This is a genomic window from Roseovarius gahaiensis (assembly GCF_011601345.1).
Taxonomy (GTDB): Bacteria; Pseudomonadota; Alphaproteobacteria; order Rhodobacterales; family Rhodobacteraceae; genus Roseovarius; species Roseovarius gahaiensis.
Genome location: NZ_JAAORB010000001.1, coordinates 111,711 through 127,548, shown reverse-complemented (window position 1 = coordinate 127,548; position 15,838 = coordinate 111,711). Strand labels below are relative to the sequence as shown.

Below are 15,838 nucleotides of genomic sequence, written 5' to 3'. Positions count from 1 at the left end.
GCGTGACCGGCCGGGCAGCACCCTGCCCGGCCTTTACACGAATTTGGCCATCAACTGCGATTGGACTGCGGGGGTCACGAATTTGCTGGTGTCCCCGCCCAAGCGGGCGATTTCCTTGACCAGCTTGCTGGCGATAGCCTGATGAGTGGCATCTGCCATCAGGAACACTGTCTCGACCGAGTTGTCCAAAGTCCGGTTCATACCGACCATCTGAAACTCATATTCAAAATCCGCGACCGCCCGAAGACCACGAATAATCAACTGCGCGCCGACATCATGGGCGCAGTCGATCAGCAGGTTCTCGAACGGATGGACGACAATCTCGGTGCCGATATCCTGAGATAGCTTGGCGGCTTCCGCCTCGATCAGGGCAACCCGCTCTTCCAGCGGGAAAAGCGGGCCTTTGTCACGATTGATCGCAACCCCGATCACCAACCGATCCACAAGCGCGGCGGCGCGGCGGATGATGTCGATATGGCCCAACGTGATGGGATCGAAAGTGCCGGGGTATAATCCGATGCGCATGATGCCGCTCCGTTTTCTGTCTTGCTGCGCACGCAACAAGATTGCGCGCAAGATTGCAAGACGTAGAAATACGTCATGCGGTATTGGCGGATGCTATGGCAGATGTGGCGACCGGTTTGGGGGGCGCTGCCCCCGTCGCCGCAGGCGGCGACTCCCCCGGAGTATTTTTGGAACAATGAAGCGGCGAAACGCGAGCGTTTCCGTGCGGCTAGTGCCCCATGATCATGCCTTGCAGGGCATCTTTTTCCATCGACAGTTCCTGCAGGCGCGCCTTGACCACGTCGCCGATGGTCACGAGTCCGATCAGTTTTCCATCTTCGACCACCGGCATGTGACGAAACCGCCCGTCAGTCATACGCGACAGAACCTGATCCGAGCTGTCCTGCCGCGTGCAGGACACGGGGTTACGGGTCATCATCATGTCGACTGTCTCGGTCAGGCAGCCCGGTCCTTTGACCGCCAAGGCGCGGACGATATCGCGCTCGGACAGGATGCCATCAGCGGTGGAGCCGTCGCGCGAGACGATCACACCGCCGATCCGGCGCTCGGCCAGAATCTGCGCCGCATCCGCGACCAATGTGCCCGGCGTGACCGTGATCACACCATCGTCACCTTTGGATTTCAGGATTTGCTGCACCAGCATAGTTGGGCCCTCCGAAAAAATGACCGTTGGATCAGCGTTTACGATCTGCGGCATTCTGTCAAGTCAGTGCCTCAAGTCGCGCCACCTCGGTCCGGGTTTCGCTGACCAAGGCGGCGGCGAAGCGGTTCAAGCGCTCAAGCCGTCGATCATCGGCGTGACGCACAAGGTAAAAACTGCGCGTCAGGGTGAAATCCCCGACCAGAAGCTTGCGCAGCCCGCGAAACCACGGGATCGAGAAATCATGCACAACGCCGATGCCCCCGCCCTGCCTGATCCAGTTCACCTGCACTGCCACCGAGTTCGAAGCGAGGTTCACACGCTCGACCCCGGCTTCGCTCAGGTAGTCCAGTTCCTTGTCGAAAATCATGTCCTGGATATAGCCGACCAACCGGTGACCTTTGAGATCGGACAATTGCGTGATCGGATCGTGCTGGCGCAGATACGACCGGTGTGCCGCTAGATGCAGGTGATAGTCGGTAATCTTTTGCACGCTCAGCCGCCCGGCCGTGGGCGGGCTGACCGCGACAACCATATCCGCCTCGCGCCGGGTCAGGTTGAACACACGCGGCAACGCAACGATTTGAATCTCAAGATCGGGATTATCGCGCGCGATCCGGGCGCACACCTGTGGCAGCACGAAATTTGCCGCCCCATCCGGCGCGCCGATGCGGATCTGTCCGGTCAGCCCGCCCGATTGCCCAGCCATTTCCTCGGCCACACCTTCAACCGCCTGTTCGACGCGCACGGCGTGCGACATCAGGCGTTGGCCTGCGTCACTCAGCGCATAACCCATGGGCGATTTGGCAAACAGCGGCGCGCCCAGATCGGTTTCAAGCCGGGCAATGCGGCGGCCCACGGTGGCCGGATCAATCCGCAGCATCCGCCCCGCGCCCGATAAGCTCTCGGCGCGGGCCACGGCCAGAAACACTCGCAGATCGTCCCATTGTACATCCATCACGACAGCCTTTGCATTTTTGCATGACGCTTTTGAGATATTGCGTGTTTTACATCAATATTTGCAAGACTACACTGCGGGAAACTTGAACCCGAGGGAGGATTCTCATGAAAGAGCTTACGCATTACATTGGCGGCGAACATGTCAAAGGCACATCGGGCCGCTTTGCCGACGTCTTCAACCCGGCCACCGGCGAAGTGCAGTCGAAATGCCCGCTGGCCTCGACCGAAGAGCTGAACAAGGCCGTCGACATCGCCGCCGCCGCACAGCCCGCATGGGGCGCGACCAACCCACAGCGCCGCGCGCGGGTGATGATGGAATTCGTCCGCCTGCTCAACCGCGACATGGACAAGCTGGCCGAGGCCCTGTCGTCAGAGCATGGCAAGACCTTTCCCGACGCCAAGGGCGACATTCAGCGCGGTCTGGAAGTTGTGGAATACTGCATTGGCGCGCCGCAACTGCTGAAAGGTGAATTCACCGATGGCGCGGGCCCCGGCATCGACATGTATTCGATGAAACAGCCACTTGGCGTGTCGGCGGGCATCACGCCCTTCAACTTCCCGGCGATGATCCCGATGTGGATGTTCGCCCCGGCGCTGGCCTGCGGCAACGCCTTTATCCTCAAACCTTCCGAGCGTGACCCCTCGGTGCCCTTGATGCTGGCCGAATTGATGGAAGAGGCCGGGCTGCCCAAGGGGCTGCTGCAAGTCGTCAACGGCGACAAGGACGCGGTGGATGCGATCCTTGATAACCCGGTGATCCAATCGGTTGGCTTTGTCGGCTCCACTCCGATTGCCGAATATATCTATGGGCGGGGATGTTCCAACGGCAAGCGTGTGCAGTGCTTTGGCGGGGCCAAGAACCACATGATCATCATGCCCGATGCCGATATGGATCAGGCGGCTGATGCGCTGGTGGGCGCGGGCTATGGCGCGGCGGGCGAACGCTGCATGGCAATTTCCGTGGCTGTGCCGGTGGGCGATGAGACCGCTGATCGGTTGATCGAAAAGCTGGTGCCGCGCATCGAAAAGCTGAAGGTTGGCCCCTTTACGGCTGGCAATGACGTGGATTACGGCCCCGTCGTGACCGCCGCGGCCAAGGAAAAAATCCTTGGGCTGATACAATCGGGCGTCGATCAGGGCGCGGAACTGGTTGTGGATGGTCGCGACTTTTCCTTGCAAGGCTACGAGAACGGGTTCTTTGTCGGCCCGCACCTGTTTGACAAGGTGACGCCTGATATGGACATCTACCAGCAGGAAATCTTCGGCCCTGTGCTAAGCACCGTGCGCGCGGCGTCTTACGAAGAGGCGCTCAAGCTGGCGATGGATCACGAGATGGGCAACGGCACCGCGATCTATACCCGCGATGGCGATGCGGCCCGCGATTTTGCTGCCCGGATCAATATCGGCATGGTCGGCGTCAACGTCCCGATCCCGGTGCCGCTGGCCTATCACACCTTTGGCGGCTGGAAGAAATCCATGTTTGGCGACCTTAACCAACACGGCCCCGACGCCTTCAAGTTCTACACCCGCACCAAAACCGTCACCTCGCGCTGGCCCTCAGGCATCAAAGAAGGCGGCGAATTCAACTTCAAAGCGATGGACTGATCCATCTTGCCTTGACCGGAAGATGAGCGCCTGCCCCGATCCGGGGCGGGCGTTTTTCATATCTGGGCTGGCCAACTTGCCTCTTGCCCGATCCGGCCCCGGCGTGCTCAAGTGAACACCCCGATTGTTGTTACAAGGGGGCGCATCATGGCCCTGACACATCCCGATTTCACCATCGGCATCGAAGAAGAATACCTTCTGGTTGACCGTGACAGCCTCGCCTTGGCCGATGCGCCCGATGGGCTGATGCAAGACTGCCAAACCCAATTGCAAGATCAGGTCAGCCCGGAATTCCTGAATTGTCAGATCGAGATCGGCACGCAGGTCTGTCGCAATGTGGCCGAAGCCCGCGATGACCTCAAACGCCTGCGTTCCACCGTATCGGCCTGCGCGGCCAAGTATAATCTGGCACCCATTGCCGCCGCGTGCCATCCATTTGCCGATTGGCGCAACCAGACGCACACCGACAAGGACCGCTACAACATGCTGGCGGGTGATCTGGCTGGTGTCGTGCGGCGGATGCTGATCTGCGGCATGCATGTACATGTCGGCATCGACCCGCCCGACCGACGCGTCGACCTTATGAACCAGCTGTCCTATTTTCTGCCGCATCTTCTGGCGCTGAGCTGTTCCTCGCCGTTTTGGCAGGGGCAAGATACCGGGCTTAGCAGCTATCGGCTGACCGTGTTTGACAACCTGCCGCGCACCGGATTGCCCCCGCGCATGGAAAGCTATGGAGAGTTCGAACGCTCGGTAAACGCGCTGGTCGATCTGGGCGTGATCGAGGACAGTTCCAAAATCTGGTGGGATTTGCGCCCCAGTCATCAATTCCCCACGCTTGAAACACGGATTTGCGATGTTCAGCCAAGGCTGGAAGATGCGTTGACGCTGGCCGCGATCACGCAGGCCTTGGCCCGAATGCTGTGGCGGCTGGCCGTGAAAAACCAACGCTGGCGGCTCTATGACCGGTTCCTGTTGGCCGAAAACCGCTGGCGCGCGCAACGCTATGGCGTGCGCGAAGGCTTGATTGATTTTGGTCTTGGCGAGATCGTCCCGATGGGCGATCTGGTGGAGGAACTGATCGGGCTTTTGGCCGAAGATGCTGCATTTTTCGAATCCCTCGCCGAAATCGAAGGTGCCCGCGACATGCTGCGCACGGGCAGCAGTTCGGGGCGGCAGCGACAGGTCTATTCCGACGCGCTGCACGCCGCCGACGATCGCGATCACGCCCTTCAGGCCGTGGTGCGACACTTGATCGAAGAATATCATGCCGATCTATGACAATCCCGTCCGCCCGATGCCGGACCCCGCCGTCAGGCCATGGACACCGCCCGCTTGCAATACTCCTGCAAGAATTGGTAATTAAACGCATGTTCAATTCAACTTGGGAGGAGGCCAGGTCATGGATTTTGCCCTGACAGAGGAACAAACCGCCATTTTCGACATGGCCCATGCCTTTGGGCAGGACAACATTGCGCCCCATGCGCAACAATGGGAACGCGATGGCACCATCCCAAAAGAGCTGTGGCCGCAAATCGCCGAATTGGGATTTGGCGGGTTGTATGTCTCTGAGGACGGTGGCGGTTCGGGGCTGTCCCGGCTGGATGCGACGCTGGTGTTCGAGGCTTTGTCGATGGCCTGCCCGTCGGTCGCGGCCTTCCTTTCAATCCACAACATGTGCGCCAAGATGATCGACACCTTCGCCAGTGACGAAATGAAGGCCCGCGTCATGCCTGACGTGCTGTCGATGAAGACCGTTCTGTCCTACTGCCTGACCGAACCCGGCTCGGGCTCGGACGCGGCGGCGCTGAAAACCCGCGCCGAACGCACCAACGAAGGCTATACCCTGAACGGCACCAAGGCGTTCATCTCAGGGGGCGGGTATTCCGACGCGTATGTTGTCATGGTCCGCACCGGCGAAGACGGGCCCAAGGGCATCTCGACCGTCTATGTCGAAGACGGCACCGAGGGCCTCAGCTTTGGCGGGCTAGAGGATAAAATGGGCTGGCGCAGTCAACCGACGGCACAGGTTCAGTTCGACAATTGCAACATTTCTGCCAACAATCTGCTTGGCGAAGAGGGCAAAGGTTTCACATATGCGATGTCGGGCCTTGATGGCGGGCGTTTGAATATCGCCGCCTGTTCGCTTGGGGCCGCGCAACAGGCGCTAACCATGACGCTTGGGTATATGGGCGACCGCAAGGCCTTTGGCAAACCCATCGACCAATTCCAAGCGCTGCAATTCAGGCTGGCTGATCTTGAGATCGAACTTCAGGCCGCGCGCACCTTTTTGCGCCAAGCCGCGTGGAAACTGGATACAGGCGCGCCTGACGCCACCAAGTTCTGCGCCATGGCCAAGAAATTCGTGACCGAAGCGGGCAGCCGCATCGTCAATCAGTGCCTGCAACTGCATGGGGGCTATGGCTACCTTGCCGATTACGGGATCGAGAAACTGGTGCGCGATCTGCGCGTGCATGAAATCCTTGAAGGGACCAATGAAATCATGCGCCTGATCGTGGCGCGTCAGATGCTGGCCGACCGATGACCGACGACATCAACATACGCAAAGACGGCCGCGCCGGGCGCATCACGCTGACGCGCCCGAAGGCGCTAAACGCGCTTGGCTACGACATGTGCCTTGCCATTGAGGATGCGTTGGACAATTGGGCCACGGATGACGACATTGACCTGATCATAATCGACGCCGAAGGCGACAAGGCCTTTTGCGCCGGCGGCGACATTCAAAAGCTCTACGAAGCAGGCCGCGCCGGGGATTTCACCTATGGCCGCCGCTTTTGGCGTGACGAATACCGCCTGAACGCGAAAATCGCTGAGTATCCCAAACCCTATGTCGCCTTCCTACAGGGCTTTACCATGGGCGGCGGGGTTGGCATGGGCTGTCACGGCAGTCACCGAATTGTCTGCGACAGCAGCCAGATCGCCATGCCCGAATGCTCAATCGGGCTGGTGCCTGATGTGGGCGGTTCGCTTTTGCTGACCCGCGCGCCGGGTCGGATGGGCGAGTATCTGGGCCTGACGGGCGCGCGCATGGGGCCGGGCGATGCCATTCACGCAGGCTTTGCCGATCACTACCTGCCCCAGGAGGCGTGGGACGAACTGAAAGCCCAACTGATCGACACAGGCGATGCAAAGTTGATCGAAACCTCTGCCGCACCGGCCCCCGATAGCCCGTTGGCGGCTCAACAGCACGACATTGACGCCCTGTTCAACGGCAAGCACCTGTCGGACATCGTGACAGCACTTGAGGCCGATGCGGGCGACGTTGCGGCAAGCGCGCTCAAGGCCATACGCCGCAACGCGCCGCTTTCCATGGCCTGCACCGTTGAAATGATCCACCGTCTGCGCGATGCCACCGCCGATATCCGCGACGCACTGGACCTTGAATACCGGTTCACGCATCGGGCGATGGAACAGGGGGATTTCCTTGAAGGCGTCCGCGCCCAGATCATCGACAAGGATCGTCAGCCCAAATGGCAGCACGAGCTTATCGCCCTGCCCGACATGGCCGTGAACCAGATGCTGGACCCGCTTGGCGCCGACGCACTGACATTCGACAAGGAAGGATAAGCCATGAAAATCGGATTTATCGGATTGGGCAACATGGGCGGGCCGATGGCCGCCAACCTGGCCAAGGCTGGCCATGATGTCACCGGTTTCGATGCCGCCGACGTCACGATTGAGGGCGTCACCCCCGCCAACAGCGCCGAGGAGGCCGCACAAGGCGCAGAGGTGGTGATCACGATGCTGCCCAACGGGCAGATCCTGCGCAGCGTCGCCGATCAGGTAGTCCCTGTGATGGACAAGGGTGCGGTGCTTCTGGATTGCTCGACCGTGGATGTGGACAGCGCCCGCGCGGTGGCCGAACAGGCGCAGGCTGCAGGCCTTTCGGCCTTGGATGCGCCGGTGTCGGGTGGCGTTGGTGGGGCGCAGAACGGCACGCTGACCTTCATGGTCGGCGGCGACGAGGCAGGCTTTGATACCGCCCGAGACCTGTTTGATATCATGGGGCAAAAAGCCGTCCACTGCGGCCCCTCCGGCAACGGGCAAGCCGCCAAGATTTGCAACAACATGATCCTTGGCGCCACCATGATCGTCACCTGCGAGGCATTTGCCTTGGCCGACAAGCTGGGCCTTGATCGGCAGGCGATGTTCGATGTGGTCAGCACATCCTCGGGGCAATCGTGGTCGATGAACACCTACTGCCCTGCCCCCGGCGTGGGCCCCACCAGCCCCGCCGACAACGGGTATCAACCCGGCTTCGCCGCCGAATTGATGCTCAAGGATTTGCGCCTTGCCCAAGAAGCCGCCAGTTCGGCAGATGCCGACACCCCAATTGGCGAAGCGGCGATGAAGCTTTATGCACAATTCGTCGAAGAGGAAGATGGAAATGGCCGTGACTTCAGCGCCATGTTGCCCCGCTTTGAAAAACGCGTGCGCGGTTGATCTGCATCATATTCCCGAATCCCGATTTATTGTTAACATGCGCGCTAGATAAACCTTTTTGGGAGAAACCGCATGTTTGCAAAGAATATGGGAAACGCTGATCGTGCAATTCGGGCAATTGTTGGGATCGTACTGTTGATCTTGGCCTTCACATCGCTGGCGGGCACATGGGCTTGGGTCGCGGGGATCGTCGGCGCGGTGCTTTTGGTCACCGCCGCCATGGGGTCATGCCCGCCCTATGCATTGCTTGGGATCAACACCTGCAAAAAGTCCTGAGCAACACACCATAAAAGGCCGCGCGACAGGGCGGCCTTTTCCATATCCGACCATCAGGCAGACCAGCTTATTCCGCCGCCACCTTGCGCGCCAAAAGCATCTCTTTCAGGTAGCGGCCGGTATGACTGCGCTCGACCTCGGCCACCTTTTCCGGCGTGCCCTCGGCCACGATTTCGCCACCGCCATCACCGCCTTCGGGGCCGATGTCGATGATATGATCGGCGGTTTTGACCACGTCCAAATTATGCTCGATCACCACAACGGTATTGCCAGCCTCAACCAGTTCGTGCAGCACTTCCAGCAGTTTCTTGACGTCCTCGAAATGCAAGCCCGTCGTCGGCTCGTCCAAAATATACAGCGTTCGCCCGGTGGATCGCTTAGCCAACTCCTTGGACAGCTTGACGCGCTGCGCCTCGCCGCCTGATAGCGTTGTCGCCTGCTGGCCAACCTTGATATACCCCAGACCAACCCGCGCCAGTGCATCCATCTTGTCACGGATGCTGGGCACCGCCTTAAAGAACTCCTGCGCATCCTCCACCGTCATATCCAGCACATCGGCAATGCTTTTGCCCTTCCACTGGATGTCCAAAGTCTCGCGGTTATAGCGCGCGCCGTTGCAGGTTTCGCAGGTCACATAGACATCGGGCAAAAAGTGCATCTCGATCTTGATGACACCGTCACCCTGACAGGCCTCACACCGCCCACCTTTGACGTTGAAGGAAAACCGCCCCGGTTTATAGCCGCGCGCCTTGGCCTCGGGGAGCCCGGCAAACCAGTCACGGATCGGGGTGAACGCCCCGGTATAGGTCGCCGGGTTTGAACGTGGCGTGCGCCCGATAGGCCGCTGGTCAATGTCGATCACCTTGTCCAGATGCTCAAGCCCCTTGATCGTCTCACAGGGGGCCGGCGTCTGGCGGGCCCCGTTCAGCCGCATCGATGCAGTCTTGAACAGGGTTTCGATGGTCAATGTAGATTTGCCGCCGCCCGACACGCCGGTCACGCAGACGAACTTGCCCAAGGGGAACTTGGCCGTCACGTTTTTCAGGTTGTTGCCGGTGGCCTTGACCACGCTCAGCGCCTTGCCGTTGCCCTTGCGCCGCTTGGGCGGGATGGCGATCTCGCGCGCGCCGGACAGGTATTGCCCGGTGATCGAGGCCGGATCGGCTATGATCTGCTCGGGCGTGCCGTGGCTGACCACCTGCCCGCCATGCACACCCGCGCCGGGGCCAATATCATAGACATAATCGGCGGTGCGGATCGCCTCTTCGTCATGCTCAACCACGATCACCGTATTGCCCTGATCGCGTAGGTTTTGCAGCGTGGTCAGCAACCGGTCATTGTCGCGCTGATGCAGCCCGATGCTGGGTTCATCCAGCACATACAACACCCCGGTCAACCCGCTGCCGATCTGGCTGGCAAGCCGTATGCGTTGGCTTTCCCCGCCCGACAACGTCCCGGCATTGCGGCTCAGCGTCAGGTATTCCAGCCCGACATTGTTCAAAAAGCCCAAACGCTCGCGGATTTCTTTCAGGATGGCGCGCGCGATCTCGTTTTTTTGCTTGGTCAGCGCCTCGGGCACACCGCCGCACCACTCATAGGCCTCGCGGATCGACATCTGCACCACTTGGCCGATATGCAACCCGTCGATGCGCACGGCCAACGCCTCTTCGCGCAAACGATACCCGCCACAGGTGCCACAGGAACGGTTGTTCTGATACCGCTCGAACTCCTCGCGGATCCAGTTGCTGTCCGTCTCGCGATACCGCCGCTCCATGTTGGGGATCACCCCCTCAAAACTGCGCGTCACGTTATAAACACGCCCGCCTTCGTCATAGCGAAACGGTATTTCCTCGTCACCCGAGCCATAGAGGAACACCTGCTGCACATGCTTGGGCAGGTCTTTCCACGGGCTTTTCTTGTCAAATTCGTAATGCTTGGCCAGCGATTCGATGGTTTGCAGGAAATACGGCGATTTGCCCTTCCGCCACGGCGCAATCGCCCCGTCACTGATCTTCAACGTCGCATCCGGCACGACAAGTTGCTCGTCAAAGAACAATTCCACACCCAACCCGTCACAATCCGGGCAGGCCCCAAAGGGGGCGTTGAACGAGAACAATCGCGGCTCGATCTCGGGGATGGTAAACCCGCTGACCGGGCAGGCAAATTTCTCGGAAAATGTGATGCGCTCCGGCTCGCCCTCTTTGGGTGCGGTTTCCAGGATAGCAATCCCGTCAGCCAAATCCAGCGCGGTGCGGAAACTGTCGGCTAGCCGGGTCTCAATCCCCTCTTTCACCACCAGACGATCCACGACAACGTCGATGTCATGGCGGTATTTCTTGTCCAGCGTCGGCGGATCATCCAGATCATGAAAATTCCCGTCGACCTTGATGCGCTGAAAGCCCTGCTTGCGCAGTTCCAGCATTTCTTTGCGATACTCGCCCTTGCGGTCGCGCACGATGGGGGCCAGCAAATAGGCGCGCGTGCCCTCCTCCATGGCCATCACCCGGTCGGCCATGTCCTGCACCTGCTGGGCCTCAATGGGCAGCCCCGTGGCGGGGGAAAATGGCGTGCCGACACGGGCGAACAACAGACGCATGTAGTCATAAATCTCGGTCACAGTGCCCACGGTCGATCGCGGGTTCTTGCTGGTGGTTTTCTGTTCAATGGAAATCGCCGGGCTCAGCCCGCTGATGTGGTCCACATCGGGCTTTTCCATCATATCCAGAAACTGCCGCGCATAGGCCGACAGGCTTTCGACATAGCGCCGCTGCCCTTCAGCATAAATCGTATCGAACGCCAGCGACGACTTGCCCGAGCCGCTCAGCCCGGTGATCACCACCAGTTCATTGCGCGGAATATCCACGTCAATGCTCTTGAGGTTGTGCTCGCGTGCGCCACGCACCTCGATATGCTTCAACTCGGCCATAGGGTCCCCCGTCAACGGTGGTTCACAGATAGTGGCGCGCGCGGCGGGTTCCAAGAATTTTCTGCGAACAATTAAGGAACACCTATGACAGCCACGACTTATTTTTGCGCCAGCGCCCACGAACAGATCGGAAAGTCCGGCTCATCGGTCAGATCGTCGCGGCCGCGCTCATAGGCGGGCGGCCACGGCGTTTCGAAATTGCGCAACGCAGCCGCCCGATTGCCCCACTGACGCGCCTTGATCTTGTCCTCGTCAAAGCCCGCTTCGATCAACAGGTTCTTCAAGCCCCGCGCGCTCCACCGCGAACAATCCACCGGGTCGCCATGATAGGGAATGAAGAACGGCACCGCGACCCAAAAATACCCGCCCGGCCGCAGCATCTCTAACACGTTGCGCGTGGCGGTATAGGGCCGGTCCAGATGCTCCCACACCTGATTGGCCAAAATCAGATCAAAGTTGAAGATCTCACCATCCCGTCCGCGATACGGCCCGGCGCAGACATCGTATTTGGGATAGCGAAACCGCTCATAGCTGCGGAACGCGAACCGCCGCCCGAATTTGCCCGACACCTCGGCCACATCCATCTGCGCCAGCGGTAGGGCCTCCAACCATCGGCGCGTCGTGCGCTGCATCACAACCCGGTTCACACTTGGCATGGCTGACCCCTTACGCTTTGCGGCCCTCATACTGCATGTAAGGACGTAAACGGCAAGATCACCCTGCCCTTCATTGTTCCAAAAATACTCCGGGGGAGTCGCCGCCTGCGGCGACGGGGGCAGCGCCCCCATCTGCACCGCTCAGATATGAATAACCCGGTCAAACGCATCCAAAACCGATTCGTGCATCATCTCGCTCAGCGTCGGATGCGGGAACACGGCCTGCATCAGGTCTTCCTCGGTGGTCTCCAATTGACGGCCCACCACATAGCCCTGAATAAGCTCGGTCACTTCGGCGCCGATCATATGCGCGCCCAGCAATTCGCCGGTTTTCTCGTCGAACAGGGTTTTCACCATGCCCTCGGGCTCGCCAAGTGCGATGGCCTTGCCATTGCCGATAAACGGGAAGCGGCCCACCTTGATCTTGTACCCAGCCTCCTTGGCCTGCGCCTCGGTCATCCCGACGCTGGCGATCTGCGGATGACAATAGGTGCAGCCTGCGATGCTTTCGGGTTTGACCGGATGCGCCTTTTGCCCGGCGATCATGTCAGCCACCATGACGCCTTCGTGGCTGGCCTTATGCGCCAGCCACGGTGCCCCAGCCAGATCACCGATGGCATACACGCCCTCGACGCCCGTGCGGCAGTATTCATCGGTCACCACATGGGTCCGGTCCACTGTGACACCCAGCTCTTCCAGTCCAAGCCCTTCGGTGTTGCCGACGATGCCAACCGCAGAAATCACCGCGTCGAACGCGTGTTTTTCCACTTTGCCGCCGGTTTCGATATGGGCGGTCACCTTGTCCTTGGCACGATCCAATTGCTTGACCATGGCTTTTTCCATGATCTTCATGCCCTGTTTCTCAAAGGCTTTCTTGGCCATGCCCGCAATCTCGGCATCTTCGACCGGAAGGATCCGGTCCATCACCTCAACCACGGTCGTATCTGCGCCTAACGTGTTGTAAAAGCTTGCAAATTCGATCCCAATCGCACCCGAGCCGATGACCAGCAGCTTTTTCGGCATATGCGGCGGCACCAAGGCGTGCTTGTAGGTCCAGACCCGTTCACCATCGGCCTCCAGCCCGGGCAGTTCGCGCGCGCGTGCGCCGGTGGCCAGCACAATATGCTTGGCCGTCAGGTCCTCGGTGCCCTTCTCGGTCTTGACGCTCACCTTGCCCTTGGCAGGCACCGTCGCCTCGCCCATGATGGTCGTAACCTTGTTTTTCTTCAACAAATGGCCAACGCCAGAATTGAGTTGTTTGGCCACCCCGCGCGAGCGTTTGACAACCGCGTCCAGATCATAATCGATCTTGTCCGCCTTCAGGCCGAACTCGGCCGCGCGATGCATCAGGTGAAACACTTCCGAGCTGCGCAGCATCGCCTTGGTCGGGATACAGCCCCAGTTCAGGCAGATACCGCCCATATGCTCACGCTCGACCACGGCCACGTTCAGCCCCAGTTGCGCGCCCCGGATCGCGGCTACATAGCCCCCCGGTCCGGCACCAATCACGATCATGTCAAAGCTTTTCGCGGCCATTCCCATCTCCGTCTGCAAATTTAGTTTGATACTAAACTATCTCTAACCAATTCACAACGCAGCTTGTTGCGTGCCCGCTCAAACACCGCACACAGGCGCCCAACCCGTTGACACGCGGCAACTCTTTTTTTGCGGGTTGCCACGAAAAACCGCCGCGCCTTGGGCGCAGCGGTTGGTGTCGGCCAGTGCTTGGACCGGATAGATGGCGCAGGCAATCTGCTGCCAACGCGGCATGGATCAGGCCGCCTCAGCCGCCGCCTGCAATTTCCTCAGGGTGGACCCATAGCCGCCATTGTCGACATAGGTTTGCTCGGCTGCTGTGGTCGCGCGGGCCAAGGCGGTATTGCGATACGGAAAGCGGCCGAACTTGCGGATGACCTCGCGGTGCGCGCGGGCGTGCAGCAGGCTATCGGCCCCGGTCTCGGGCATACGCTCACAGATCAGGCGGATGCACTGTTCCTGATCGCACAGGTTTTCGGAATGCATAAGCGGCAGATAGAAAAACTGCCGGGCCGGTTCATCAATGCGCAAATCCCACTTGCGATGAACAGCAGCCTTGGCTGCGGCCAGTGCGGCCCGGTCACTGGCAAAGGCTTTGCCCTGTCCCCGGAACATATTGCGCGGGAATTGGTCCATCAAAATGATATATGCCAATGTGCCGGATGGATAGGTCAGCCACAGGGCGCAACTGCCCTCGCACGCCTCGCGCCACGCCTCCTCGAACCGGTCGCGTATCGCGCTGTCCAAGTCGTCCGAGACGGCATACCACCGCTTTGGGCCAACCTCGTCCAACCAAAAACTCAAAACCTCTTGTGGTGCGATCATGGGCGAACCTCCCTGCCACTGCGCACAAACCTGTTACAAAAATGTTAACTGCACATTTAGATTAAATGACAGTCACTTATTACTACAAATCCGACATTTTATTGAGGTTAGCGCAATCACCCCCGGTCACGGCGTCTGATCAGCGGCGTCCTGCTCATCTTGGGCGGTCTCAATCGCATATTCCTGTGCGAATTCCACCGCCACCGGCGACGCCGAGGCGATGATCGGCGCATAGCTTTCGGTATCTTCCACCGACGGCGCGGCGCGTTGTGTCATCCGGTAAGCGGCATAGGCGGCCATCGTCAGCATCAAGCCAGCGATGAACAGGAAAAACCCACGCGGGCCCACAAGACCCATAAACCACCCGGTGATCAACGGCCCGGCCACCGCGCCCAAGCCGTTGATGAACACCATGCCACCGGCTGCGGCGGCCATATCGTCATGCTCCAAAAAGTCGTTGGTGTAGGCGATCAGCAGCGAATAAAGCGGGTTAGACATGCCCCCAACCAGAACGCCTGCGATCAACAGCATTGCGAAAAAATCAATCAGCATAAACCCGATCACACCGCCGATCCCACAGATCAATGCGGCTGAAAAGATCAGAACCCGGCGGTCCATCCGATCCGACAGCCATCCGATCGGGTATTGCAACACCAATGCGCCAACGAAAAAGCTGGACACGAACATCGAGATTTGCTGCACGCTCAACCCGGCTTCGGCGCCAAACACCGCAGCCATGCCGAATTGGGCCGAAAAGACACCCCCCAGCAAAAACATACCAACGCAGCCCAAGGGTGACGTTTCAAGGATTTGCCGTAATGTCATCGGCTTGGCGGTTCCAAAGGCCGGTGTTGGGCTGATCGACAGCAAAATCGGCGCAAAGGACAGCGAGACCAGAACCGATGGGATAATAAACAGGATGAACCCGCCCGGATCGCCCACCAGCAACAGCCCCTGTGCGCTGACGATTCCAGCCATCTGCACGATCATGTAAAGCGACAGCGCCTGACCACGGGTCTCATTGGTAGAGGAATTGTTCAGCCAGCTTTCGGCCGTGACATACACCCCGGAAAAGCAAAACCCGATCAGAATGCGCCCAAGCCCCCACGGGATGGGATGGGTCAGCGTCGGGTAAAGAATCATCACCGCCGAGATCAAAGATGCCAACGCCGCGAACACCCGCACATGCCCGACGCGGCGGATCATCTCGGGCGCCATCCGCGAGCCGAACAGGAAGCCCACGAAATACCCCGCCATGACCAACGACATATCGAAGGTGGAAAACCCCTCAAGCGCGCCGCGAATACCCAAAAGCGTGCCTTGCATGCCATTGCCAACTTGCAACAGCATCATGCCCAGCAACAGCGCCCATGCGCCCGAAAGCACCTTGATCATCGCGTTTCACCTTGTCGAAACCAGCGCCAG

General features: G+C 59.7%; 14 protein-coding genes. 6 read left to right on the top strand and 8 right to left on the bottom strand.

All coding sequences use genetic code 11. The features are described from left to right. Window positions 1-33: 33 nt before the first annotated feature. The 3 genes from coaD to HAT86_RS00595 all read right to left on the bottom strand — a co-directional run bounded on the left by coaD (window position 34) and on the right by HAT86_RS00595 (window position 2,123). A complete protein-coding gene (gene coaD / locus HAT86_RS00605) occupies window positions 34-525 on the bottom strand; it encodes a pantetheine-phosphate adenylyltransferase (RefSeq protein ID WP_167192652.1) in 492 nt (163 codons plus the stop codon). 208 nt (window positions 526-733) lie between these two features. Continuing rightward, on the bottom strand, window positions 734-1,168 hold the full coding sequence (locus HAT86_RS00600; protein ID WP_167192651.1) for a CBS domain-containing protein: 435 nt from the start codon (window positions 1,166-1,168) through the stop codon (window positions 734-736). A 58-nt stretch (window positions 1,169-1,226) separates the two neighbouring features. Beyond that, on the bottom strand, window positions 1,227-2,123 hold the full coding sequence (locus HAT86_RS00595; protein ID WP_167192650.1) for a LysR family transcriptional regulator: 897 nt from the start codon (window positions 2,121-2,123) through the stop codon (window positions 1,227-1,229). 107 nt (window positions 2,124-2,230) lie between these two features. Between HAT86_RS00595 and HAT86_RS00590 the strand changes: the two genes are divergently transcribed. The 6 genes from HAT86_RS00590 to HAT86_RS00565 all read left to right on the top strand — a co-directional run bounded on the left by HAT86_RS00590 (window position 2,231) and on the right by HAT86_RS00565 (window position 8,470). Continuing rightward, on the top strand, window positions 2,231-3,730 hold the full coding sequence (locus HAT86_RS00590) for a CoA-acylating methylmalonate-semialdehyde dehydrogenase (protein ID WP_167192649.1): 1,500 nt from the start codon (window positions 2,231-2,233) through the stop codon (window positions 3,728-3,730). A 147-nt stretch (window positions 3,731-3,877) separates the two neighbouring features. Continuing rightward, window positions 3,878-5,011, top strand: coding sequence for a carboxylate-amine ligase (locus HAT86_RS00585; protein ID WP_167192648.1), 1,134 nt, complete (start codon window positions 3,878-3,880; stop codon window positions 5,009-5,011). A 121-nt stretch (window positions 5,012-5,132) separates the two neighbouring features. Continuing rightward, a complete protein-coding gene (locus HAT86_RS00580) occupies window positions 5,133-6,275 on the top strand; it encodes an acyl-CoA dehydrogenase family protein (RefSeq protein WP_167192647.1) in 1,143 nt (380 codons plus the stop codon). After that, window positions 6,272-7,318, top strand: a complete 1,047-nt coding sequence (locus HAT86_RS00575; protein WP_167192646.1) for a 3-hydroxyisobutyryl-CoA hydrolase — start codon at window positions 6,272-6,274, stop codon at window positions 7,316-7,318. The genes HAT86_RS00580 and HAT86_RS00575 overlap by 4 nt, the downstream gene beginning before the upstream one ends. Window positions 7,319-7,321: 3 nt before the next feature. Beyond that, window positions 7,322-8,194: a 3-hydroxyisobutyrate dehydrogenase gene (mmsB, locus tag HAT86_RS00570; protein ID WP_167192645.1), complete on the top strand. Its 873-nt coding sequence runs from the start codon at window positions 7,322-7,324 to the stop codon at window positions 8,192-8,194. Window positions 8,195-8,281: 87 nt separating this feature from the next. Further along, window positions 8,282-8,470, top strand: a complete 189-nt coding sequence (locus tag HAT86_RS00565; protein ID WP_231125768.1) for a YgaP family membrane protein — start codon at window positions 8,282-8,284, stop codon at window positions 8,468-8,470. Window positions 8,471-8,537: 67 nt separating this feature from the next. Here HAT86_RS00565 and uvrA read toward each other — a convergent pair whose 3' ends face one another. From uvrA to HAT86_RS00540, 5 genes are all read right to left on the bottom strand, one after another. Then, complete coding sequence (gene uvrA / locus HAT86_RS00560; RefSeq protein ID WP_167192643.1) at window positions 8,538-11,396, bottom strand: excinuclease ABC subunit UvrA; 2,859 nt, start codon at window positions 11,394-11,396, stop codon at window positions 8,538-8,540. 98 nt (window positions 11,397-11,494) lie between these two features. Beyond that, window positions 11,495-12,052 (bottom strand): methyltransferase domain-containing protein, encoded by a 558-nt coding sequence (locus HAT86_RS00555; RefSeq protein ID WP_167192642.1) that lies wholly within the window; start codon window positions 12,050-12,052, stop codon window positions 11,495-11,497. Between the two features lie 141 nt (window positions 12,053-12,193). Then, complete coding sequence (gene lpdA, locus HAT86_RS00550) at window positions 12,194-13,588, bottom strand: dihydrolipoyl dehydrogenase (RefSeq protein ID WP_167192641.1); 1,395 nt, start codon at window positions 13,586-13,588, stop codon at window positions 12,194-12,196. 237 nt (window positions 13,589-13,825) lie between these two features. After that, window positions 13,826-14,413, bottom strand: a complete 588-nt coding sequence (locus HAT86_RS00545; protein WP_167192640.1) for a DUF924 family protein — start codon at window positions 14,411-14,413, stop codon at window positions 13,826-13,828. A gap of 126 nt (window positions 14,414-14,539) precedes the next feature. Then, entirely contained in the window at window positions 14,540-15,808 is a 1,269-nt protein-coding gene (locus HAT86_RS00540; protein ID WP_167192639.1) for an MFS transporter, read from the bottom strand. Between the last annotated feature and the right edge of the window lie 30 nt (window positions 15,809-15,838).